This window comes from Cognatiluteimonas profundi, assembly GCF_009792795.1.
GTDB classification, from domain to species: domain Bacteria; phylum Pseudomonadota; class Gammaproteobacteria; order Xanthomonadales; family Xanthomonadaceae; genus Cognatiluteimonas; species Cognatiluteimonas profundi.
This window is the reverse complement of sequence record NZ_VKHQ01000003.1, coordinates 862,171-885,289: the sequence shown is the minus strand read 5'-3', so window position 1 is coordinate 885,289 and position 23,119 is coordinate 862,171. Positions and strand designations below refer to the sequence as shown.

General features: G+C 66.6%; 24 protein-coding genes. 8 read left to right on the top strand and 16 right to left on the bottom strand.

The window, feature by feature from the left end:
* Positions 1-119: 119 nt before the first annotated feature.
* A complete protein-coding gene (locus GST15_RS06140) occupies positions 120-2,342 on the bottom strand; it encodes a penicillin acylase family protein (protein ID WP_159016321.1) in 2,223 nt (740 codons plus the stop codon).
* A 78-nt stretch (positions 2,343-2,420) separates the two neighbouring features.
* On the bottom strand, positions 2,421-3,179 hold the full coding sequence (locus GST15_RS06135) for a COG4705 family protein (protein WP_159016320.1): 759 nt from the start codon (positions 3,177-3,179) through the stop codon (positions 2,421-2,423).
* Between the two features lie 143 nt (positions 3,180-3,322).
* Between GST15_RS06135 and GST15_RS06130 the strand changes: the two genes are divergently transcribed.
* Both GST15_RS06130 and GST15_RS06125 read left to right on the top strand, forming a co-directional pair.
* Complete coding sequence (locus GST15_RS06130) at positions 3,323-3,469, top strand: hypothetical protein (RefSeq protein ID WP_159016319.1); 147 nt, start codon at positions 3,323-3,325, stop codon at positions 3,467-3,469.
* A 127-nt stretch (positions 3,470-3,596) separates the two neighbouring features.
* On the top strand, positions 3,597-4,277 hold the full coding sequence (locus GST15_RS06125; protein ID WP_159016318.1) for a 2OG-Fe(II) oxygenase: 681 nt from the start codon (positions 3,597-3,599) through the stop codon (positions 4,275-4,277).
* Positions 4,278-4,282: 5 nt separating this feature from the next.
* Here GST15_RS06125 and GST15_RS06120 read toward each other — a convergent pair whose 3' ends face one another.
* From GST15_RS06120 to GST15_RS06085, 8 genes are all read right to left on the bottom strand, one after another.
* On the bottom strand, positions 4,283-4,504 hold the full coding sequence (locus GST15_RS06120) for an RNA-binding S4 domain-containing protein (RefSeq protein ID WP_159016317.1): 222 nt from the start codon (positions 4,502-4,504) through the stop codon (positions 4,283-4,285).
* A gap of 67 nt (positions 4,505-4,571) precedes the next feature.
* The gene (gene msrA / locus GST15_RS06115) at positions 4,572-5,258 is read right to left on the bottom strand and encodes a peptide-methionine (S)-S-oxide reductase MsrA (protein WP_159016316.1); all 687 of its coding nucleotides are present in this window, start codon (positions 5,256-5,258) and stop codon (positions 4,572-4,574) included.
* A 28-nt stretch (positions 5,259-5,286) separates the two neighbouring features.
* Entirely contained in the window at positions 5,287-5,874 is a 588-nt protein-coding gene (gene msrB / locus GST15_RS06110; protein ID WP_159016315.1) for a peptide-methionine (R)-S-oxide reductase MsrB, read from the bottom strand.
* Positions 5,875-6,042: 168 nt separating this feature from the next.
* Complete coding sequence (locus GST15_RS06105; protein WP_159016314.1) at positions 6,043-6,438, bottom strand: DoxX family protein; 396 nt, start codon at positions 6,436-6,438, stop codon at positions 6,043-6,045.
* 154 nt (positions 6,439-6,592) lie between these two features.
* On the bottom strand, positions 6,593-7,306 hold the full coding sequence (locus tag GST15_RS06100) for a general secretion pathway protein GspB (RefSeq protein WP_159016313.1): 714 nt from the start codon (positions 7,304-7,306) through the stop codon (positions 6,593-6,595).
* The gene (locus GST15_RS06095; protein ID WP_159016312.1) at positions 7,307-8,836 is read right to left on the bottom strand and encodes an ExeA family protein; all 1,530 of its coding nucleotides are present in this window, start codon (positions 8,834-8,836) and stop codon (positions 7,307-7,309) included.
* 56 nt (positions 8,837-8,892) lie between these two features.
* The gene (locus tag GST15_RS06090) at positions 8,893-9,840 is read right to left on the bottom strand and encodes a DMT family transporter (RefSeq protein ID WP_159016311.1); all 948 of its coding nucleotides are present in this window, start codon (positions 9,838-9,840) and stop codon (positions 8,893-8,895) included.
* Between the two features lie 74 nt (positions 9,841-9,914).
* Positions 9,915-10,793, bottom strand: coding sequence for a hypothetical protein (locus tag GST15_RS06085; RefSeq protein ID WP_159016310.1), 879 nt, complete (start codon positions 10,791-10,793; stop codon positions 9,915-9,917).
* Positions 10,794-11,072: 279 nt separating this feature from the next.
* Here GST15_RS06085 and GST15_RS06080 point away from each other — a divergent pair, with 279 nt between their 5' ends.
* Positions 11,073-11,252, top strand: coding sequence for a hypothetical protein (locus GST15_RS06080; RefSeq protein WP_159016309.1), 180 nt, complete (start codon positions 11,073-11,075; stop codon positions 11,250-11,252).
* A 380-nt stretch (positions 11,253-11,632) separates the two neighbouring features.
* Positions 11,633-12,904 carry an NRAMP family divalent metal transporter gene (locus GST15_RS06075; RefSeq protein ID WP_159016308.1) on the top strand — a complete coding sequence of 424 codons (1,272 nt, stop codon included), beginning with the start codon at positions 11,633-11,635 and terminating at the stop codon, positions 12,902-12,904.
* Between the two features lie 28 nt (positions 12,905-12,932).
* On the opposite strand, the gene corA is transcribed toward GST15_RS06075, so the two are convergent.
* The 5 genes from corA to GST15_RS06050 all read right to left on the bottom strand — a co-directional run bounded on the left by corA (position 12,933) and on the right by GST15_RS06050 (position 17,740).
* Complete coding sequence (corA, locus tag GST15_RS06070; RefSeq protein WP_159016307.1) at positions 12,933-13,931, bottom strand: magnesium/cobalt transporter CorA; 999 nt, start codon at positions 13,929-13,931, stop codon at positions 12,933-12,935.
* Positions 13,932-13,969: 38 nt separating this feature from the next.
* Positions 13,970-15,193, bottom strand: a complete 1,224-nt coding sequence (locus GST15_RS06065) for a lipoprotein N-acyltransferase Lnb domain-containing protein (RefSeq protein WP_233263062.1) — start codon at positions 15,191-15,193, stop codon at positions 13,970-13,972.
* Complete coding sequence (locus GST15_RS06060) at positions 15,180-16,058, bottom strand: CorC family transporter (protein ID WP_159016305.1); 879 nt, start codon at positions 16,056-16,058, stop codon at positions 15,180-15,182. The genes GST15_RS06065 and GST15_RS06060 overlap by 14 nt, the downstream gene beginning before the upstream one ends.
* A gap of 111 nt (positions 16,059-16,169) precedes the next feature.
* The gene (ybeY, locus tag GST15_RS06055; RefSeq protein ID WP_159016304.1) at positions 16,170-16,655 is read right to left on the bottom strand and encodes an rRNA maturation RNase YbeY; all 486 of its coding nucleotides are present in this window, start codon (positions 16,653-16,655) and stop codon (positions 16,170-16,172) included.
* 86 nt (positions 16,656-16,741) lie between these two features.
* Complete coding sequence (locus tag GST15_RS06050; RefSeq protein ID WP_159016303.1) at positions 16,742-17,740, bottom strand: PhoH family protein; 999 nt, start codon at positions 17,738-17,740, stop codon at positions 16,742-16,744.
* Positions 17,741-17,871: 131 nt separating this feature from the next.
* On the opposite strand from GST15_RS06050, the gene GST15_RS06045 reads away from it, so the two are divergent.
* Genes GST15_RS06045 through GST15_RS06030 form a run of 4 tightly spaced genes read left to right on the top strand, consistent with a single transcriptional unit; the run spans position 17,872 to position 21,608 of the window.
* On the top strand, positions 17,872-18,549 hold the full coding sequence (locus tag GST15_RS06045) for a TetR/AcrR family transcriptional regulator (protein WP_159016302.1): 678 nt from the start codon (positions 17,872-17,874) through the stop codon (positions 18,547-18,549).
* Positions 18,542-19,513 carry an HlyD family secretion protein gene (locus tag GST15_RS06040; protein ID WP_159016301.1) on the top strand — a complete coding sequence of 324 codons (972 nt, stop codon included), beginning with the start codon at positions 18,542-18,544 and terminating at the stop codon, positions 19,511-19,513. The genes GST15_RS06045 and GST15_RS06040 overlap by 8 nt, the downstream gene beginning before the upstream one ends.
* Positions 19,514-19,545: 32 nt before the next feature.
* Positions 19,546-20,484: an ABC transporter ATP-binding protein gene (locus tag GST15_RS06035; RefSeq protein WP_159016484.1), complete on the top strand. Its 939-nt coding sequence runs from the start codon at positions 19,546-19,548 to the stop codon at positions 20,482-20,484.
* Positions 20,481-21,608 (top strand): ABC transporter permease, encoded by a 1,128-nt coding sequence (locus GST15_RS06030; protein WP_159016300.1) that lies wholly within the window; start codon positions 20,481-20,483, stop codon positions 21,606-21,608. Before GST15_RS06035 ends, GST15_RS06030 begins: the two co-directional genes overlap by 4 nt.
* A 90-nt stretch (positions 21,609-21,698) precedes the next feature.
* Here the strand turns inward: GST15_RS06030 and miaB are convergent, their stop codons facing one another.
* Positions 21,699-23,117 carry a tRNA (N6-isopentenyl adenosine(37)-C2)-methylthiotransferase MiaB gene (miaB, locus tag GST15_RS06025; protein ID WP_159016299.1) on the bottom strand — a complete coding sequence of 473 codons (1,419 nt, stop codon included), beginning with the start codon at positions 23,115-23,117 and terminating at the stop codon, positions 21,699-21,701.
* Positions 23,118-23,119 lie beyond the last annotated feature (2 nt).

Here is a 23,119-nt window from a genome sequence, read left to right as displayed (position 1 = left end):
CCATGGCATCGAACTGCGCGGATCATCCGCCAGCCAGCCACGCCCGGCATCTGCCGTTACGCCTATTGCGTCCGGACGCGTGATGCGCTCACGCGGCGTGCCGCGACGCGTGAGCGCAATCACAATCCGGGGTGATACACGCGCTCCGTATGTCCCTTGAGCTGTTCGGGCCAGAAGTACACCGTCCGCAGGTTGCCGGTGGTGTAACGCTCGGCCTCGTCCTTGAAGTGCGCGGAGTCGGGGTGGCCGCTTTCGCCGCCGGCGGTGATGGCGCGCGCGCTGACCTTGTCGCCGAACTCGACGACCGCGACGAAGCTGTTGCCGCTGGTGCCGTAGTAACGTTTCGTCCCGGGCCAGCGGTGCGCGCCGAACGATGCGAGCGAGCCCCATCGCGACGACACGAACGGCACCGGGATGCTGGGCTTGGCATCGTTGAACGGCTGCACGATGGCGCCGTCGATGCGCTGGAAGCGATTGATCTCGCCCCAGGGCACGCCCCAGCTGCCGAAGTCCTCCTGCAGGCGGTCGGTTGCCTCGACGAGCGCATCCAGGCGTGCCTTCGGGCCAGCCTGTCCGGCCATGTAGTCATAGATCGAGGCGTGCGCGGAATTGGCACCCGCGTGCACCTTGTCCCACAACGTGTTGCCCCAGAACACTGCAAGCGACGTCGGCATCGACGCGATGCCCCAGCGATCGTCCCAGTTGCGCAGCAGCGCGATCGGGCCGGCGAGCCGTGGCCTGAGCGGGTCGTTGGCAGGCAGTGCGTCGTAATCGCGGATGAGTACCGGAACCAGTTGCGCGAAGGCCGGCAGGTAGGAATCGAATGCCGAGGTGATCAGCGAGGGCAGGGTGAAGTCCCGTTGTCCGGACAGCACGCGCGTGGCGTGGATGCCGCGCGGATTCTCGCCGGACGTGTCCATGTAGCGCGGGTAGTCCGCTTGCTTCGGGCTGTCCGCGCCGGCGGCGGAGTAGGGCCAGTTGTTGGTGTTGAACAACCAGCCATTGGGCGGATTGAGCAGGTGCGGCGCCTCGTCCAATGCATGCAGGCCGTGCCAGTCGGTCGCCGGGTCGCTGCCGTCGACCGGCTGCGTGTAATCGAAGCGATCGTCGCGCCTGGGGATGAACTGCGGATGCAGGTAGGCGATCTCGCCCTTGTCGTCGGCGAAGATCGTGTTGTTCGACGAGTTCGCCTTCAATCCGGCGACCTTCATGTAGCTGGCGTAATCGGTCGCCCTGGTCCGCAGCCAGCTTTGTTCCAGCGCCTCGATCGGCTTGTTCATCAGCGCGACGGCAATCCACCTGCCATCCTTCGCGCGCACGATCGGGCCGTGGTGCGTTGCGTACACGGTGAAGCGGCGCTCGGCCATCGCGCCGTCCTTGCCGCGATACGGCACGACGATCTCGCGCGTCGTGACCGGCCGCAGGTCCTTGCCGTAACGGTAGGCCAGTTGCTTGTCCCGGCGCACGATCGTCTCGGCGAATTGGTCGACGACGTCGGCGCCGGTGGATGTGTGCATCCAGCCCACATGCCGGTTGAAGCCCTGGTAGACGAAGAACTGCCCCCAGGTCACCGCGCCATAGGCATCCAGCCCCGCGTCGCTCGACATCTGCAACTCGGAGCGGAAGAAAAACGACGTGTGCGGATTGATGAGCAGCAGCGCGTGGCCGTCGGCGCTGAGCCTTGGTGCGATGGCGATACCGTTGGAGCCCGTTGGCTCGTCCCAGCTCGACGGCGCCTGCGTGCTTGCGACCGCGCCTGGATTGCCGCCATAGAAGGCCGCGAGATCGTCGAGCGAAACGCGCTCGATGTCGCCGCCGATGCTGCCCTCGGTGAAGCTCAGTGCCATCCATGGTTCGAAGTGCGTGATGACGCGCGGATGCACGTCGGGATGCGTGGCGAGGTAATGATTCAGGCCGTCGGCCCAGGCGATCATCAATGCCTGCAGCCAGGCGGGGCTTTTCGCGTACAGCGCCTGCAATTGCACCGGGTCGATGAAGAGCTTCTGCCGCAGGTCCTGCCAGATCGCGGACTCGCCCTCGGCCTCGGCGAGCCGGCCCATCGCGTTGAGGTAGTTGGTCTCGACCCGATTGAAGTCGTCCTCGGCCTGCGCATACGCCATGCCGAACACGGCGTCGGCGTCGGTCTTGCCGTGCACGTGCGCGATGCCCCAGTCGTCGCGGGTGATCGTGACCGCCTGCGCCTCGCGCTGCCAGCGCGTGCTGTCGTCGGTCCGCACTTGCGCGCTGGTTGCCAGGCTGGTCGCGAGCAGCGCGACCGGCATCAGCATGGGCGCCATGCAGCGCATCAGGCGGGCGGTGTTCGTCGGGGTGCGTGCGGGCATCGGCTTCGGATCGCGGGGACCAGCCGCAATCGTAGGGGCAAACGCGGCCGGGTTCATTCCCGTCCCGCGTCTGCAGGATCAGTGCGCCCGGGCCGATGCCTTCTGCGGGAATACCAGGATGCAGGCCACCATGAAGGCCAGCAGCGCGAGCGACGCGGTGTAGCGGCTCAGGTCCAGGCCGCCGCTGGCGACTGGTTTGTCGAGGAAGTCGCCCACCACCGCGCCCAGCGGACGGGTCAGGATGAAGGCGGCCCAGAACAATGTCGTGCGCGACACCCTGGTCCAGAAGAACAGCGCGGCGACGATCGCGAGCAAGCCGGAAAAGATCAGCGCGCCGCCGCCGTAGCCGAGCCCGGCCGTGTCCGCGACCCAGTCGCCCAGCGCGGTGCCGAGCGTCTGCGAGAACATGATCGTCACCCAGTAGAACAGCTCGGATTTGGGATCGCCCACCGACTCGACCGAGATGGTGCCGAGGGTGCGATGCCAGGTGAACAGCGAGAGCAGCAGCAGCGACAGCAGGATCGTCGTGCCGCCGGTGTAGCCGATCCCCAGCGAACGATCCGCATAATCGGCCAGCGTCGTGCCCACCGTGGTGGTGGCGATGATCGTTGACCAGTACAGGAAGGGGTGGAATTTCTTCGCCGCGATCTGCGCGACGACGAAGGCGATGAAGATGGCCGCGAAAATCGCGGTGCCGACCAGGTAGCCGAGGTTCATCGACATGGTCACCGCATCGCCACCGGTTTCGCCCAGGGTCGTTGCCGCGATCTTGATGAGCCAGAAGCCGAACGTGACGTGCGGCACCTTGGCGAGCATCGATTGTTCACGTGCGTCCATGGGATTCCTTGCGATGGCGTGGGGGCATTGTGCAGTAGCCGCTGAATGCGGCCGGCGGAAGCCTGCGATGAAGGGCTTGTGATCGGGCTCTCAGACTCGGCATTGCAATGAGAGTTTCATTGCCCTCCGAGAGGGGGTATCCGATGAGCACCAAGATCCCGGGCCGTGGAGACCGGTTTGAAGCACTGATGCGGGGCGTTCTCGCCCTGGCGTTGATTGCGGGCGTGGCCTGGGCCATGACCCACGGCGGCCCGAATCCCGGCCCCGGCCTGAGCATTCCGCTGCACTGACGGCGACCTTGCCTGCTGCTGCAGGCATGCCGTTCGCGGCCCGGGCGCTGATCCCGGAGGGCCTCCGGCTTTGAAACCCGCTGGCGCAGTGGTCCAATGCGCGTCGGAGTTGCGACGCGGAGAGGACATGACGCTGCTGACAGACAGGATTGCGCCGGCCACGGTGGTGCGGGATGCGCCGTTCCCGCTGCTGGTCGCAACGGACGTCCTTGATCGCGATGCGGAGCAGGCGCTCGGCCAGGACTTCCCGCAGTACCGGGGCGCTGGCTTTTTTCCCTTCGCCAGCAGCGATTGCGGCCCCGCCATGAATACCCTCGTCGGCGAACTCACCACACCCGCATTCGCCGACCGGGTCGGCGAGCTGCTCGGCATCGAGCGGCTATCGCAATATCCGGTGCTGGTCACCATCTGCCGCGCGCTGAACCTGCGGCACGGGACCATCCACACCGACAGCCAGTCCAAGGTCGCCAGCGCGCTGGTGTATCTCAATCCCGAGTGGGCGCCATCGCACGCCGGTTGCCTGCGCTTCCTGTCGGCCAGCAACGACATCGAGGCGCTGGTCGCGCCGGAAATCAAACCGGTGTTCGGCACGCTCACGGCCTTCCGCCGCACCGACAATTCCTTCCACGGGCATCTTCCCTATGAAGGCGAGCGTCGCGTGATCCAGGTCGCGTGGGTGGTCGATGCCGCGGCCGTGGAGCGCAAGACACGCCGCGGACGTTTTTCCCGGGTGATCAAGCGAATCGCCGGCCGCCTGGATGGCTGGTTCGGCAAGGGTCGCGACAAGGACGCTTCGCACCTGGACTGATGCCGTCAGGCCGCCGCGACGACCTGGATGTCGACGTCACCGACGCGGACCGACTGTCCGGCGCGGATCTTGCAGGTCTTGCGCAGTTCGACGTTGCCGTCGACGGTGACAACGCCGCTGGCGACCAGCGCCTTGCCGGCACCGCCGCTATCGCACAGGCCAACGAGTTTCAGCAGCTGGTTGAGCTCGACATGGTCGCGCTCGAGATCGAAGCGGATGTGCTGCATGGATGATCGCGCGCAGTGGGGTGGGCCACCCTCGCAGCGTTGCGAGGGGCATGCAAGCGTTGCCGGCTCAGCCACCCTTGTAGAGCGTCGGGAACAGTTGCTTGAGATGCACGAGCTTTGGCGCATCGTTGTAGACGATGTAGGGATCGTTCGGATGCAGTTTCAGGTAATCCTGGTGGTAAGCCTCGGCCGGATAGAAGGCCTTCAGCGGCTCGACCCGGGTCACGATCGGCGCCGGAAACACCCTGGCCGCGGTCAACTGCGCGATGTAAGCCCTGGCGACCTTCTGCTGCGCGTCGCTGGTGGTGAAGATTTCCGATCGGTACTGGGTGCCGACGTCGGGGGACTGCCGGTTGAGCTGGGTCGGGTCGTGCGCGACCGAGAAATACACCTTGAGCAACTGGCCGTAGCTGACCTTCGAGGGGTCGTAGACGACCTTGACCGATTCGGCATGCCCGGTGCGCCCGGTGCTGACGGTGTCGTATTCGGCGGAGCCGCTGTTGCCGCCGCTGTATCCCGACGTCGCCTGCCGGACACCCTTGACGTGTTCGAAGACGGCTTCGACGCCCCAGAAACAGCCGCCGGCGAATACCGCGGTCTGTTCGCCCGCGGCCGCAGTTGACGGCAGGTCGAGCGTGGGATCGGGCAGGGCCACCGGCTTGCTGCGGGCGAATCCGGCACTGCAGGCCATCAGTCCCGCGAGCAATGCCGTGGCGAGGATGGACTTGCCGGCTCGAAGCGATGGCTTGCGCATGGCGACTCCAGATTTGAAGCGATGGGGATCAGGCTTTGGCGAAACGCAGCGCGGCGGAGTTCATGCAGTAGCGCAGGCCCGTCGGCCTGGGGCCGTCGTCGAACACATGCCCCAGGTGCGCGTCGCAACGCGCGCAGGAGACCTCCGTGCGTGTCATGCCGAAGGTGCGGTCGGTCTTTTCGACGACATTCTGCCTGGCGATCGGCTGCCAGAAACTCGGCCAGCCGGTCCCCGATTCGAACTTCGTCGCCGAATCGAACAACGCGGTATCGCAGCAGATGCAGCGGAAGACGCCCTTGTCGTGCACGTTGAGCAGCGGACCGGTGTATGCACGCTCGGTATCGGCATGGCGCGTGACCTGGAACGCAAGCGGCGAGAGTTGCCGGCGCCACTGCGCGTCGGTCTTCACCACCTTGTCTGCCTGCACCGTGCGCAGCCGCCTGCCGTCGTTGCTGAACTCGACGAGTGCAACCTTGCCCGGCGCCACCTTCTTGGCGGGCGCCGCGGCCTCGCTCTTGCGGGCGCAGCCAAGCGCCAGCGCCGTGACTGCCAGCGTGGACGACAGCAGGAAACCGCGGCGGGACGGATCAGGGACGCGCTTGGATGGATTGTTCATGGCAGCACATACGACCTGGATGCGGGCCCGGATGCAGGCTGGAAGCGAGTCGTTCAGCCTGGTGGTGTCGATCTGACACGCGGTGCGGCAAAAGGTTCGCAGCGGCCGGGGCGCGCGAGGCCACCGGTCGTCGGTTGAGGCGGAGCAGCCGTCCCTGGCGGGGGGTCGTCAGCGCCCGTTGGCGCTGTAGCGGCCCGGGCCGAGCAGGGCCAGGGCCACGGCCGTCGCCAGGAACATTCCCTGCAGTTCGAGCGCCCAGCCACCTTGTTCGTTGAGCTGGCCCAGCTGGCCCATGTGCGCCAGTGCGAATGCGAACAGCATGTTGATCGCAATGAGCAGCGCGCCGATCCGGGCATGGAAGCCGGCCAGCAGCATCAGCGGCCCGAGGACTTCACCAACCAGGGCCCCGTAGGCGATGTAGGACGGCCAGCCGTGCGCGGTCACCATGCCTTCGATGGGGCCGACGCCACCCCTGAGCTTGGCGATGCCGTGCAGCAGTATCAACACGCCCAGCGCGATGCGCAGGACCAGCTTGCCGATATCGGCTTGCGAATTCTGGTTCATCCCCGATTCCCCGATTCATGTTGGACCATCCGGAGGATAGCCGCAGCAACACACGCTGTCGCGTGCATCGGCCACCGAGGCGGCTGCGTCGGCCCGGGAGGAATTTGCGCCAGCGCAAGGCGGTCCGGCCGGGGCCGGGCTGCAGTCGTCACCGTCAGCGAATCGGCAACTTCAACCGGCGGCCATTCCAGTCCAGCAACACCCCGTCGGCGACGATGGCCGTGACCACCGCATCACCGATCCGATCGCCTTCATGCAGGCGGTTGCCATCGATGATGACCAGCCGCTGCGCCGGGTCGTCGTTCCACAGGTGCATGCTCATCTTCAGCGGCGGCAGTGCCTTGCGCTCGTCGACCGAGAGGTCGGACAGCGACTGTGTCGCGGCGGGGCTGGTCATCGCAGTCATTGCGGGCGCAGCCGTCACCGGTGGTGGCGTGATCGGCGCGGTCGCAGTCGCAGTTGTGGTGGCCGGTGCACGCGCGGGATCGGTCGATATGGGCTCGATACGCACGGGTGGCGAAGGTCGCGTCGTGGCGTCGGTCTTGTCGGCCATCGGCACATCGGGTTCGGTGCGCGCCGGTGACGCGGGTGGCGGCGACAGGTGTCGTACCGGGGGCAGGGACGGCACCTGTGGCGCGATGCGTGGGATGCGCGCTGCCGGCGCGGTGGCGGGCGTCGCCGGTGCAAGGGCGGTGCGGGCGATCCAGAGGGCCAGCAACAACGCGACGAGCGCGATCCACGCGACCCGGGAAGCGCCCAGGTGCGATCGTGCAGCAGGTGCAGGCGGCAGTTCGGCAAACACGTCGGGCACCGTCGCGCGTCGCCGCTGGGCTTCGGATTTCCGCAGCGCTTCGAGGATGAGCGACATTCAGTCCAGTCCCCGCGACAAGCGTGGACCGGGTGCGTCGGCGGCCAAGGCAAAACCGGTTTCGGGGCCGGCGACACCGTCGGCGACCAGGCCGTGGTCGGACTGGAACCGTCGCAGCGCATCGATGTCTGGAGGCAACGTCGCTGGCGTCGCGGGCGAGCGCCAGATGGCGGCGTATTCGCCCTTCCAGGCGCGCTGCAGCGCAACGCGCGGCACCTCCACGGCGGGACCATCCAGTTGCAGCCGGACCCGCAACGCACCCACGCCGAGCAGCTCGGCCCAGGCATCGCGGCCATCGCTGCGCAGGTGCAACAGCACCGGGCGCCCGATCGCTGCCAGCTTGTCCAGCGTGGCCCGTGCGCGCAGGCAATGCACATCCGTCGCAAGCAGTGGGGCGCATTGCATTGCGATGGCGACGTCGGCTGGATCGGTTGGCAAGCGCCACGACGCCAGCAGGCTCCGCCATGCGTCGGGCGATGCGCTACCGGCCGCCGCGATGCGCGTCGCAAGTTCACCAGCATCGAGGAAGGGCAGGGCCGGTGGCGTCGCCGGCACTGCCGCGGGCGCCATAGCGACCGGATGCGCGGTCGCCGAAGCCATGGCCGTGGGTGCCATCGGGGGTCCGTTCCACAACGCAATCGCCGTCACTGCAACGACGATGGCAAGTGCGGCGACCGCCGCGAGCAGCCTTCCGGACATCGCCTTGCGCACCGCCGATGTCGACAATGCTTCCTTCGCGGCGAGATCCACGATGCCCGCTTCCACGGTGGTGGCATCGCGCGCATAACCAGCCAGCAGGCTGCGTTCGGCCAGGACGTTGATCAGCCGTGGCACGCCGCCGGAATGGGCATGCAGGCGCCTGATCGCCGATCGCGAAAACGGCAGGTGCACCCCGCCTGCGATGGCGTGGCGATGGCGCAGGTAGCGCTCGGTCTCGCCCGCGTCCAGCGGCGTCAGGTGGAATCGCGCGGTGATGCGCTGCGCCAGCTGACGCATGTCCTCGCGCGCCAGCAGCGTGCGCAGTTCCGGCTGGCCCAGCAGGATGATCTGCAGCAGCTTCTGCGTGTCGGTTTCAAGGTTGGTGAGCAGGCGCACCTGTTCCAGCGCATCGATCGACAGATCCTGCGCTTCGTCGATGATCAGCACCACGCGCAATCCCTGCGCATAGGCGTCGAGCAGGTAACGGTTGAGCGCGTCGACCAAGCCCTTGAGGCTGCCGCGGCGTCCCTCGACGTCGACGTGCAATTCCTCGCACAGGGTCTCCAGCAGTTCGACCGGTGTCAGCCGCGGATTGAGGATGAGCGCGACGCGCGTGTCCGCCGGCAGTTGCTCCAGCAGCAGCCGGCACAGGGTGGTCTTGCCGGTGCCGACTTCGCCGGTCAGCTGCACGAATCCGCCGCCACCGCCCTGGCCGATGCCGAACAGCAGGTGCGCCAATGCGTCCCGGTGGCGCTCGCTGAGGAACACGAAGCGCGGGTCGGGCGTGATCGAGAACGGCGGCTCACGCAGCCCGTAGTGCTCGAGGTACATGCAGGTCCCGTCCGGAAGAGGCCGTTAGCCTGCCACGAAACCCACCGCGGCGAGCATCACTCGGTGATGTCCCGGGATTCACCCGTGGCCAGGACGTCCAGGTCGCGCAGCCGCTGTGGACGGCTGACCAGCGGATAGAGCACGACCGCGCCCAGGATGATCGCCACGCCGGCGTAGAAGGCTGGCGAGAGTTCGCGCTGCTCGCCCAGCAGGAGGATCGCCAGCACGATGGCGTAGACCGGCTCCAGGTTCACCGCCAGCTGCGCGGCGAACGCGCTCATGTGGCGCAGCGCAACCAGTGACAAGGTGAAGGGCAGCAGCGTGCACAGCACCGACAGCGCCAGCAGGTACAAGGCGTCGTGCATGCCCGGCAACACGAACAGCGTGCCGGCGAACGCCGGGAACAGGAATGGCATCGCAGGCGCCAGCAACGTCATTGCCAGCGTGCCGGCGCCCAGTTCGACGGCTGTCACCGTCAGCGGGTCGGCGTGCTCGACCAGGCGCTTGTTCAGCGATGAGAAACAGGCAACGAACAACGCCGAGATCGTGCCCATCAGGATGCCAAGCCGCATGCCGTGCGGGACGCCGCCGACGACGAGTGCCACGCCCGGCAGGACCGCGATGCCGAGCGCCAGTTCCCGTCGCGAGAATTTGCGGCGTGCGAGTTTCGGCTCGATCAGCGCCGTGAACACGGTCGCCAGTGCCATGCAGGTCGCACCGACCGATGCATTCGACAACTTGATCGCGCCGTAGAAGGTCAGCCAGTGCAGCGACACGAGCACGCCGATGCCGGCGTAGGAGAACAGCAGCCTGCGCGACATCGCGCGCAGTCCACGCCAGACCTGCGGGACGAGCGCCAGCGCCGCGACCACGATCAGCATGCGCCACCACACCAGCGGCAAGGCCGGCAGCGTGATGAGCTTGCCGAGGATGGCCGTGAATCCCCACAGCAGGACGCAGGCATGGATCTGCAGGAAAGCCCTGCGTGTATCGGTCAGCGGCATGTCGGCATTATCGCCTGCCGCTGGCTCCCCGCCCGGTGTCGGGCGGGACTTGTGTCAGAAACCGGTTCGCGCGATCAATTGAACGAGAAGGTGCACGGGACGGGAGAAACGACGGGGGCGCCATTGTTCAGGGCGTCCAGCCAGTTCTTCAGCTGCTCCTGGTAGGCGCGCTCGGGGTTGCCCGCCGGCGTCATCGGATCGGACAGCAGCGAATTGTTGGCCAGCGCCATCAACTGGTTGATGGAGCCGCCAAAGGGCGCATAGATCCGGTTGCCATTGACGAAGCCGGCTTCCACGTTGAGCCGCATCGCGGCCAGGTGCGACGACAGTTTGTACGCCATGTTGGTGGCGGTGCTGGCGAGCAGCCATGCACGGAATTGCGGGTAGGTGACCGGATTGAAATCCACGCCGTTGATGCTGCTCAGGTTGAGGCTCGACAACGTCGTGAATTCCGGCGCGAGGGTGCCGCCGTCCATCAGCGTGTCGAGGCCGTTCTTGTTGCTCCAGTATCCAGGCGTGCGACCGCCGCTGGGCTTGGTGCAGTAATTGCCGAATGACAGCTGTGCGGTATTGCCCGCAGCGACCTGGATGCCCGTCTGTGGGTTGATCGGGTTGCCTTGCGCGTCATGCGGTGAGGACTGTACCCAATTGGCCTGCAACGGACTGGCTTCACGCAACGAATAGTCGCTGGCGGGAAGCAGCGATCCGAAGGTGGCATAGCCGAATGAATCGGTCGGCAGGGTGGAGCTGTAGAGCTTGCTTGCCGACTCGAGGGTCATGTTCCAGCCGATCAGCCGGGGCTCGCCGGCGTCATGCACCCCGTTGGCGTTGGCGTCATAGAACTTCTTGACGGTCACCGTGCCATGGCAGACACAGCCGGCGTAGACGGCGCCGGCGAGCAGGGCGGTTGAAAGGACGACGGCCTTGGCCGTCCGCGATTGGGGCAACTTCATGTCCATATGCATCACCGGAAGAGGTTTGAGGGTGGGGCGTATTCACGATTGCGCACGGCAATTGAAAATTCGCAGCGCCGTCATAACCCCGGCCCTGTGATGAACAGGACAAATTTGAGACATTGATCACAGATCGATACTTTTCCGGTGGCGCCCCACGCGGCGGGTTTGGGGCCCCGCTTTACAGGGACACTGACGAGGGTTCAGCCTGCGACACAAGCGCGGGCGTGCCAGCCGGAGCCAGCCCCGTCCCGCGGCGGGCGACAGGGGGGAAAGGCAATGTCAAACGTATTCACGCCACCCGAGCGGTATCGCGGGCCTGACCGGCGCACCGGCAACGATCGCCGCAAGACGTCGGACCGGCGGGACGAGATCCGCTTCGACCTGACCAAGGAAGACCGGCGCAAGGGCAAGGACCGCCGCAGGCATGGCGGCTGGGACGACACTCCGATTCGCTGAGTGCAGTGCGACCCGCGAAACGAGGACGGATCGACGCGCCGGACATCGCCGTACGCTGCATCGATCCCGGTGGACAATCCGACGATGGGGCATGTATCGTGCGCCCACTTTCCTTGTTGGAACCTCAGTGGACAGCGACTGTTGTAGCCGATCCGGTATTGGCAACTGACGGCAGGGTCAACGCAGGTTCCTCTGCCGCTGCCTTGCCGCCTACATGGCGGGCTGCGGTTTCCCGGATTCATTCGATCCGGTCGTCCGACTCCCTTCTGATTTGATGAAGCCGCGTATGCGCGGTTCTTCCTGCTCGCTTCGGCGGGCGGCGAGGGCCGCCGCGTTCGCAGCCAGCGACCTGCTGCGCAGGTTCAGGATCACGGACTGTGATGACGACTTCCACGACTGCGCCCTTTTCCGTGCGTCGCATATTGCGGGCACTGGGCCCGGGGGTAACCACGGGCGCTGCTGACGACGATCCTTCCGGCGTAGCGACGTATTCGATCGCCGGCGCGCAGTTGGGGACGTCGCTGCTCTGGACAGCCTGGCTGACCTGGCCCCTCATGGGTGCGGTTCAGATGATGAATGCCCGGATCGGCATGGTCACCGGGATGGGGCTGGCAGGCGCATTCCGCACCAAGTTCCCGCGCTGGATCGTCGGAGTGCTGTCGTTGGCGTTGCTGGTCGCGAACGTCATCAATATCGGTTCGGACCTTTCCGGCATGGGCGATGCGGCCGAAATGCTTGGCGCCGGCTCGTCTCGCATCTACGTCATCGTCTTTGGCGTTGGTATCGGCCTGGCCTGCATCCGTCTTCGTTATCACCAGATCGCCAGCGTGCTCAAGTGGCTGGCGCTCGTATTGTTTGCTTACGTCATTACTGCGTTCATCCTCGAGCCGGATTGGCCGACGGTCATGCGGGCATCGGTAACTCCGTCCTGGCCCAGTGGCAAGGTGGCCTGGGAGACGCTGGTGGCGATACTGGGAACCACGATCAGCCCCTACCTTTTCTATTGGCAAGCTGGGCAGGAAGTGGAAGAAAAGAAGGCCAAAGGACGACGCATGCTGGTACAACGCGAGGGTGCGACCAGCCGCGAGCTCGCCGATCGCCGCATCGACGTCGGCGTGGGCACCTTTTTTTCGAACATGGTGATGTTCTTCATCATCCTCGCGACGGCGCTGACCCTGCACAAGGCGGGCATCACCCGGATCAGCAGCACCCGTGAAGCAGCCGAAGCTTTGCGCCCACTGGCCGGCGACTTTGCCTACTGGCTTTACACGCTGGGCATCGTCGGGGTCGGCCTGCTCGCGATACCGACGTTGGCCGGCTCGGCCTCGTACGCCTTTGCCGAAACCTTCGATTGGGCCTACGGGCTGGACCAGAGACTGCGCAAGGCCGGTTCGTTCTATGCCGTCTTCGCCTTCGCGATCCTTGCGGGAATCGCGCTCGATTTCCTCAGTGTCAATCCGATCAAAGCGTTGTTCTGGACCGCGGTCATCAACGGTGTGCTCGCCCCCTTCCTGCTCGTTGGATCGCTGATCATTGCGAGTGACCGCAAGATCATGAATGGCCAGACGAGTTCACTTCTCAGTCGCGCGGTGGTCGGCTTGACCGCGGCGTTGATGTTCGGCGCCGCAATCGGGATGTTCGTTCTGCAGTGATCCGGGCGATTGCAGCAAGCGTCATTCCCTAGAGCCAGTGGACCTTTTTCAGATAGCGGTACAACCCAACGCAGACCGCCAAGGTAATCGCGATCACCACGAAGTAGCTGTAACGCCATGAAAGTTCCGGGATCTGGTGGAAGTTCATTCCGTACCAGCTTGCAATCAGCGTCGGCGCCGCCAGCAGCGCCGCCCAGCCGGCCAGCTTCTTGACGATTTCGCCCTGGGCGATCGTCACCAGCGACAGGTTGACGCTCATCGCCGCGGTCAGCATCTCGCGCATCGTGTCCGTGGACTCGTTGACGCGCAGGGCGTGGTCGAGCACGTCGCGGAAATACGGGCGGACTTCCTTCGGGATCAGGTCGCCGTGCATGCGCGTGAGTTGCGACAGGATGTCCTGCATCGGCGCGACGGCCAGGCGCAGTTGCGTGAGCTCGCGCTTGAGCTCGTACAGCTTGATGATGGTCTGGCGCCGGTAGGCCTCGGCGAAGATGTCCTGCTCGAGCTGGTTGAGTTCCTCTCCGAACTCGGTCGCGATCGGGAGGTAGTGGTCGGTGACGAAATCAAGGATGGCGTAGAGCCCGTAGGACGGCCCCAGCGACAGCAGTTCCGGCTCGCGTTCCACGCGCGCGCGGACAGGTGCATACGACAGCGATGCTCCGTGCCGCACGGTGACCAGGTAGCGCTTGCCCAGGAATGCATAGGTCTCGCCGAAGCGGATGTGGCCCTCGTCGACCTGCGCCGTGTGCATCACCACGAACAACGAATCGCCGTAGGCCTCGATCTTGGGTCGCTGGTGCGCGTGCTGCGCATCCTCGATGGCCAGGTCGTGCAGGCCGAATTCCTCCTGCAGCTTGTCCAGCAGGCCTTCGCCGGGCTCGTGCATGCCGACCCAGACGAAGCTGCCATCGTCCACGGCCAGCACGTCGCTGATCTGGTCCAGGGTGATGTCGCGGCGCTTCCCTTGCCGGTCGTAGGCCGCGCAGTTGATGACGCAGGCAGGCAGTGGCGTGTTGGGCTCGTCCATCGGCGCATCCTCCCCCGGAGCGGCGGTCGCCGACAAGGTCAGCGACGCCGCAGCGTCGTGGAAATGGCCAGGTGGAGCGGCAACAGCAGCGCGATCCAATGCGTGTTGTCCTGCTCCGGGAACGGCAGCCATCGCATGATCCAGGCCAACATGGCGCAGACAACCACCAGGCGCAGCACGCCGTCGAACACCGCCCCGCCACTGCGGCCGCGGGCAATGCGCCACCCGCCGGGCAACAGCAGCAGGCAGGCCGGATTGAACAGCAACAGGTTCTGGTTGGCCCAGCCGGCGCGATGCGCGGTATCGAACCAGATGAACAACATCAGCGCGCCGAGCAGTCCGCACGCCGTCCAGAAGACCATCGAGATCGCGGCCAATGCCCGCGGCGAACGCCGGCCCAGCACGGCCAGGGCGATCGCGGCTGCCATGCCCCACAGCAGCCACGGCCACCAGGGCCGCGCATATTCCGCCGGCTCCGGCGCGATCCGGTGCGGCAACAGTTGCTGCTCGGAGTCGACCAGCGGACTGCCGTCGGAGGCGGTGGCCTCGCGCAGGCTGTCGGCCAGGCGCATCGGGACGAATGCTTCCTGCCAACGCGCCAGTGGAACATCAGCGAACGGCCCCAGGCCGATGTCGAATCCCAGCCACATCAGCGGCGCCGGGGACGCCAGGCGCACCGCTTCGCTGCGATAGGTGTTGCCCCGCGAGCGCGCCGCCAGTTGTTCGTGCAGGCGGCCCGCGAGCGCGCGATTGATGGCGTCGCGCACGCGCGTGGAACAGTTGTCGGTGAAATAGTCGTAGTTGTAGCGCGCCTTGTCCGGCAGCGCGTTCTGCGCCAGCGAGTCGGCCAGCTCCGCGGCCTGCGCGGGCGCCAGGTGCAGCCACTGCACCGACACGCCACGCCCGACCTCGCGGTAGTAGGCCAGGTCGTCGCGCAGCGGCAGCGCGACCAGCTGGTAGCGCATGTGCCCGTGGATGAAGCGCGACAGGAAGTCCGGCTCGGACGGATCGAAGAACCCGAAGTTGTAGGAGATCGCTTCACCACGCGCCGGGTCCTCGACGATCAGTGCGTCATGGCCGAAGCGCTCCCAGAAGATCCGGCCCGGCAGCATGGTCATCACGCCGATACGCAAGGCGGGCGTCGCCGTCGGCGCTGCGGCGGGCGTGGGTGGTGGCGCAATGGCCTGCGCCGCCGCCGCCGTGCCGGCGAGCAGCACGAACAGCAGTCCCGACAGCCATCGCGCGCGGCTAGTGATCGGCATGCACGCTGACATGCAGCGCATGCAACCGCCGCGCATCGGCGCGGGCGATCCGGAAGCTGAAGCGGCCGAGCGTCAGTTCCTCGCCGGCCTCGGGCAGGTGCCCGATCGCAGCGGTGATCAGGCCGCCGATCGTGTCGTACTCGTCATCGTCGAAATCCGCGCCGAAGCGCTCGTTGAAATCCGCGATCGGCGTCAGCGCATCGACCGCGTACTGTCCATCGGCCTGCGCCGCGATCAGCGCGGTGGTGTCCTCGGCTTCATCGTGCTCGTCGTCGATCTCGCCGACGATCTGCTCCAGGACATCCTCGATCGTGACCAGCCCGGCGACGCCGCCGTACTCGTCGATGACGATCGCCATGTGGTTGCGCGACTGGCGGAATTCGCGCAGCAGCACGTTCAGCCGCTTCGACTCGGGGATCAGGATCGCCGGCCGCAGCAGTTCGCGCACGTTGACCGGATGGCTGCCATGGTCGTAGTCGGCGACGACGCCGCGCAACAGGTCCTTGGCCAGCAGGATGCCGAGGATCTCGTCGCGGTCCTCGCCATGCACCGGGAATCGCGAATGCCCGGACTCGACGACCTGTTTCAGCAGATCGACGAAGGCATCGTCGGCGCACAGGGCGACCATCTGCACGCGCGGGATCATCACGTCGCCGACGATCATGTCGGAGACCGCGATCGCGCCTTCCATCATGCGCAGGGTGTCGGCCGCGATCAGGCCATCGCCCTGCGCATCGCGCAGCAGCTCGACCAGGTCTTCGCGGGTGGACGGCTCTCCGGACAGCATCGAGCCGATACGGTCGAGCCACGAGCGTCGTTCCGGCGGGCGCTCGGGAGGGGGGTTGCTGGTGTCGTCCTCGGACATCTTGTTCGTGCAGGCGCCCTGGGGCGGGCGAGGGAAGTCTAGCGCGCGGCGGAGCCCAGCCAATGAAACCGGCAACGGCCAGTGCCCGCCAGGTGGCCGTCGACGGCGGTTTCAGCGCTCGACATAGGGATCCTCGACGCCAATCCCGGCGAGGATTTCCCGCTCCAGCTGCTCCATGCACTCCGCCTCGCGGTCATCGCCATGGTCCCAGCCGAGCAGGTGCAGGGTGCCGTGCACGGTCAGGTGGGCGTAATGCGCCAGCAGGGGTTTCTTCTGCTCCCGGGCCTCGCGGGCAATGACCGGTGCGCAGAGCACCAGGTCGCCGAGCAGCGGCATGGTGACGCCTTTGGGCAGCTTCACCTCGTCGGTTTCGGCGGGGAAGCTCAGCACGTTGGTCGCGTAATCCTTGCCCCGGTAGTGCCGGTTGAGGGCGCGGCCTTCGCGCGCGCCGACCAGGCGCACGGCGAGGTCGGCTTCGCGGATCCGGTTCTGCAACGCCGCGGCGATCCACTTGCGGAAGCTCGCCGACGCTGGCAATCCGGCGCGCGGCACGGCATAGCCGACGGAAACGTCCAGGCTGACGGGACCCTTCGTCATCGTGGCGGGAACATCAGCGACAGGATCGGAACGGGCAACGGATGCATGACCACCTGCGGGGATTCGGACGGCGCACGCTGCGCATGCTACGCCGCTCCTGTTTCCGCATCGTGAGCATCGCGCGCTTCATATGCGTTGACGATCCGCGCCACCAGCGCATGGCGGACGACGTCGCGCGACTCGAAGAACGTGAAGCTGATGCCCTCGACGCCGCGCAGCACCTCGACGGCGTCCCGCAGCCCGGATTTCTGGTGCTTGGGCAGGTCGATCTGGGTCATGTCGCCGGTGACGACAGCCGTCGAACCGAAGCCGATGCGGGTCAGGAACATCTTCATCTGCTCGATCGAGGTGTTCTGCGCCTCATCCAGGATCACGAAGGCATCGTTGAGCGTGCGCCCGCGCATGTAGGCCAGCGGTGCGATCTCGATGACGTTCTTTTCCAGCAGCTTGATGACCTTTTCGACGCCGAGCATCTCGTAGAGCGCGTCGTAAAGCGGCCGCAGGTAGGGATCGACCTTCTGGCTGAGGTCGCCGGGCAGGAAGCCCAGTTTTTCACCCGCTTCCACCGCCGGACGCACCAGCACCAGACGTTGCACGCGCGATTCGTTCAGCGCTTCGACGGCCATCGCGACCGCGAGGAAGGTCTTGCCGGTACCGGCGGGCCCGATGCCGAAGTTGATGTCGTGCGTGGCGATTGCGTGCAGGTAACGCGCCTGGTTGGCGCCGCGGCCGCGGATCGTGCCGCGGTTGACCTTGATCGTCACCTCCTGCGGTTCGATTTCGCTGGTGGGCGCCGCCGCTGATTCGCACTCGGCAAGCCGCAGGTGGATCGACGGCGGGGACAGTGTTTCGTCGGCCGTGTCGTCCCAGAGCGTGCGCAGCAGCCGTTCGCCCCTGGCGACATCGGCCTTCGAACCGGTGATCCGGAAGACGTTGCCACGATTGGCGATCTCCACGCCCAGGCGCAATTCGACCAGGCGCAGGTGCGCGTCGAAGGGCCCGCTGAGATTGGCCAGGCGTTCGGCGTCGGGTGGGTCGAGGACGAATTCCGCGCTGGACGCGGCTGGCGTGGTACGCGAAGGCATCAGGGGCTGTCTTCAGTTCTGCGCGCGCAGGCGCGGCGTCCAAGCTTGCTACGGCGTGCCGCCAATCGCAAAAGAAGGCCACGCCGACGCATGGGCTTGCATATTTAATTAAACATGTAATTAAATATGGCATGAGCCAGGCAGCCACAGGAAAACCCCAGCCACGCCGGGCCGGTCGTCCCGCCGGCGACGGACCGGACCAGCGCGAGCGCCTGCTCGATGCGGCGGTGGCCTGCTACTCGCGGATCGGCATCGGCGCAACGTCGCTGCGCAGCATCGCCCGCGAAGCCAACGTCAACCCGGCGCTGCTGCATTACTACTTCGGCGACAAGTCGCAGTTGCAGGAAGCCGTCATGCAGGAGCGCCTGGTCGCCGCATTCGACACGGTGCGGGCGTCGCTGCAACGCGCCGACGGCGACATCGCCGCGCAGGTGGCCGCCTTCGTCCGGGGCATGGACGAAGCCATCGCCCGTTACCCGTGGCTGCCCGCCTTGTGGGTGCGCGAAGTCCTGTGCGAAGGCGGCGCGTTGCGCCCGCTGCTGGTGGATCGCGTCGCGCCGCTGATCCCGCGCGCGATGGCGGCGCGCTTCGCCCAGGCGCAGCGCGACGGCGAGATGAATCCGCGGCTCGATCCGCGCCTGCTGGTGGTGTCGCTGGTGGGGCTGACGTTGTTCCCCGCTGCCGGAGCGCCGATCTGGCGTCAGATGTTCCAGGCCGACGACATCGACGCGGACGCAATGCGCGAACACACCATCGCACTGCTCGACAACGGCCTGGCACTCGCCGCTCCCGGAGCCCACCATGCATGACGTTCGTAAAACAGCTGGAGTCCGCCGCTTCGCATTGGCGGTGCTGGTGGCCATGGCATCCGCGGGTTGTGCCCAGCCATCGAGCCAGGCCCTTGGCACGCTGGAATACGACCGGATCACGGTGCCGGCACCGGCATCGGAGCGCGTCGTCGCGGTCGCGGTGCGCGAGGGCGAGCGCGTCCGTGCCGGGCAATTGCTGCTGCGACTGGAAGACACGCGCACGCTGGCGACAACGCAGGCCGCGCAGGCGCAGGCGCGGCAACAACGCGAAGCACTTGCCGAGTTGCGTGCCGGCCCGCGCGTGGAGGCGATCGCCCAGGCGCGCGCGCAACTGGCTGCGGCGCAGGCGCAGGCGCGTGACGCCCAGGCGTACTCCGCGCGGCTGGTGCCGCTGGGACGCAGGCAGCTGGTCGCCGCCGCCGATGTCGATCGGGCGCGAGCGGCCGCCGGCAACGCACAGGCGCAGGTGCGGGCCGCCGAGGCGGCGCTTGCCGAGCTCGAACACGGCACCCGCAGCGAACGGGTCGGGCAGGGCGTGGCGGCGCTGCAGGCATCGGAGGCCCAGGCCGCGGCCCAGGTCGTGACCTTGCGGAAACTCGATGTGACCGCCACCCGCGACGGGGTCGTCGACAGCCTTCCCTACAAGCTCGGCGACCAGCCGCCGGTCGGCGCGCCACTGGCGGTGCTGCTGGTGGGGCCGGCGCCATACGCACGCATCTATGTGCCCGAACGACAGCGTGCGCGGGTGCATGTCGGCGACAGCGTGCGCGTGCAGGTCGAAGGCGTCGCCGACGCCTTCGTCGGCCACGTGCGCAGCGTGCGCAGCGAACCCAGCTTCACTCCCTATTACGCGCTGTTCGGCGCCGATGCGGCGCGGCTGAGTTACCTGGCCGAAGTGCAACTCGGGCGCGATGCGGCCCGGCTCCCGGCGGGGCTGCCGGTGCAGGCGCAATGGAACCGGTAAGCGGACGCGATGCCGCGTCCCCGGATATCGCCATCCGGGCGCAGGGATTGACCAAGCGCTTCGGCGATCTGGTGGCCGTCGACAAGGTCGACCTGCGCGTCCCCAAGGCGCAGGTCTACGGGTTCCTGGGCCCGAACGGCTCCGGCAAGTCGACCACCATCCGCATGCTGTGCGGCCTGCTGACGCCAACCGCCGGCGAGATCGAGGTGCTCGGGTTGCAGGTGCCGCGCCAGGCGGAAGCGCTGCGGCGTCGGATTGGATACATGACGCAACGCTTTTCGTTGTTCGAAGACCTTACCGTGCGCGAGAACCTGGAGTTCCTCGCGGCGGTGCAGGATGTCCCCCGCGCGAAGGCCGCCGGGCGCGTCGATGCATTGGTCGAGCAATACCGTTTCCAGGGGATGGAGCGACAGCTCGCCGGCACCCTCAGTGGTGGCCAGAAGCAGCGCCTCGCGCTGGCCGGCGCGGTCGTGCACTCGCCCGAATTGCTGTTCCTGGACGAACCGACCAGCGCCGTCGATCCGGAATCGCGCCGCGATTTCTGGGAGAGTCTGTTCCAGCTGATCGACGGCGGCACCACCATCCTGGTGTCCACGCACCTGATGGACGAAGCCGAACGCTGCCATCGGCTGGCGATCCTCGACCATGGCGTGCTGGTGGCGGATGGCACGCCGACCGCGCTGGCGGATTCGATCAAGGGCCGCACCGCCGTCGTCCACGTCGCACAGCCAAGGCGCGCGCACGCAATCCTTGGACGCTTGCCGGGCGTGCTGAGCGTCGCCCAGGTCGGCAATGCGTTGCGGATCCTCGCCGATGACAGTGGCGACATCGCGACGCGCGTCCGCGATGCGCTCGCCGCTGCAGGGATGCCTGCGCAAGTGGAGGCCGCGCCACCGAACCTGGAGGATGTCTTCGTCGCCGTGACGCGGCATCGCGGCGGTGCCGACTCGCAACGCGAGCGTGCGGCATGAACCTGCGGCGGATGCTGGCGGTCGTCGTCAAGGAACTGCGCCAGCTGCGCCGCGACCGCGTCACCCTGGCGATGATCCTGGGCATCCCGGTGATGCAGCTGGTGCTGTTCGGATTCGCGATCAACCTCAACCTGCGCGGATTGCCGGCGGCGATCGCCGACGAGGCCGGCACGTCAGCATCGCGCGCGATGGTGATGGACATGTTGGCCACCGGCGTCATCCGCCCGGTCGCCCCCGCGCGCACCCCGCAGGACCTGATGGCGTTGCTGCAGCGCGGGACGATCAGCATCGGCGTCGCGATCCCCCGCGATTTCGACAGGCGCCGCATCGATGGCCGGGAAGCCGTGCAGGTATTGGTCGACGGCAGCGACACGGTCGTGCAGAGCGCGGCGATGCAGCTGGCGCAGATGCCGCTGGACAGCACCGCCCCGGTCGCGGCGCAGGCGGCCACGCAACGGCGCCTGGGTCCGGACCAGGCCGCCGCGAACCCGGTCAGCGTGGTCGCGTTCTACAACCCCGAACGGCGCTCGGCCGTCAATATCGTCCCCGGCCTGATCGGGGTGATCCTGACCATGACGATGGTGCTGTTCACGGGAGTCGCGATCGTGCGCGAACGCGAGCGCGGCAACCTGGAGATGCTGATCGCAACGCCGCTCAGCCGCACGGAGCTGATGGTCGGCAAGGTGCTTCCGTACGTCGTGATCGGCCTGCTGCAGACGACCGTCGTGCTGGCGCTGGGTGTCTGGCTGTTCAAGGTCCCCGTCCGCGGCAGCCTTCTCGACGTCTACCTGGCCTCGGTGCTGCTCATCGTCGCCAACCTGACGCTGGGACTGCTGATCTCGACCAAGGCGCAGTCGCAATTCCAGGCGATGCAGATGACGTTCTTCGTCTTCCTGCCATCGATCCTGCTGTCGGGTTTCATGTTTCCCTTCGACGGGATGCCGGTTGCGATCCAGTGGCTGGCCGAAGTGCTGCCGCTGACGCATTTCCTGCGCATCATCCGCGGGGTGATGCTGCGCGGCGCCGACCTGTTGACGCTGTGGCCGGACGTGGTGGCACTGCTGGTATTCACCACGGTGATGATGCTCGCGGCGATCCTGCGCTTCCGCAAGCGCCTGGATTGACCTGCATTTTGTGGGAGCGACGTGAGTCGCGATCGATATCGCATTGGCAGAGTCATCGCGACTGACGTCGCTCCCACAAGAGCCGCTCTGCTAGGCGGCTTCGACCACCCGCCCGCGCAATGAATTGCTCATCGCCTGGGTGATCACGACGTCGACGAACTGCCCGACCATGCGCGGATCCCCGGCAAAATTGACCGACCGCATGTTCTCTGTCCTGCCGGTCAACTCGCCCGGGTCGCGTTTGGATGGACCCTCGACAAGGATGCGCTGCACGCTGCCCAGCATCGCTTCGGAGATCGTCGCGGCATGCGCGCTGACGTGGGCCTGCAGGCGCTGCAGCCGTGCCTGCTTGACCTGCGCCGGGGTGTCGTCGGCAAGGTCGGCCGCGGGCGTGCCGGGACGGCGCGAATAGATGAATGAGAACGACTGGTCGAAGCCGATGTCCTGGATCAACTTCATCGTCCTGTCGAAATCGGCATCGGTTTCACCCGGGAATCCGACGATGAAATCCGACGACACCGAAATATCCGGCCGCACGGCGCGCAGCTTGCGGATCTTCTGCTTGAACTCCAGCGCGGTGTAGCCGCGCTTCATTGCCGACAGCACGCGATCGGATCCCGACTGCACCGGCAGGTGCAGGTAATTGGCCAGTTGCGGGACGTCGCGATACGCCTCGATCAGCGAGTCGGAAAATTCCAGCGGGTGCGATGTCGTGAAACGGATCCGGCCGATGCCCTCGATCTCGGCAATGGCGCCGATCAGCAACGCGAGGTCGGCGAACTCTTCGCCCGGTCCGCCGTCGACCGTGGCGATCGGGCCGCGATAGGCGTTGACGTTCTGGCCGAGCAGGTTGACTTCGCGCACGCCCTGCGCGGCCAGTTGCGCGACCTCCACCAGCACGTCCTCGAACGGGCGGCTGACTTCCTCGCCGCGCGTGTAGGGCACCACGCAGAACGAACAATATTTCGAGCAGCCTTCCATGATCGAGACGAAGGCACTCGGGCCGTCGGCGCGCGGCTCGGGCAGGCGATCGAACTTCTCGATCTCCGGGAAGCTGATGTCGACCTGCGACTTGCCGGTGTCGCGGCGTGCACGGAGCAGCTCGGGCAGGCGATGCAGGGTCTGCGGGCCGAATACCAGGTCGACGTACGGCGCGCGGTCGAGGATCGCCGCACCTTCCTGGGACGCCACGCATCCGCCGACGCCGATCAGGACCGGGCGGTCGCCGCTCTTCAGCGCCTTCCAGCGACCCAGCTGGCTGAAGACCTTGTCCTGCGCCTTCTCGCGGATCGAGCAGGTGTTGACCAGGATGACGTCCGCTTCCTCGACGTTGGTGGTCAGCTCCAGGCCTTCGGAATCCAGCAGGACATCGGCCATGCGCGCCGAGTCGTACTCGTTCATCTGGCAGCCGTGGGTCTTGATGAAGACCTTTCCGCGCGGCGCGGGCGAGGACTCGACCGAGGGGGCGACGGGGACCGGATGCAGGGCGGGAAAGCTGGGTGTCGTCATGG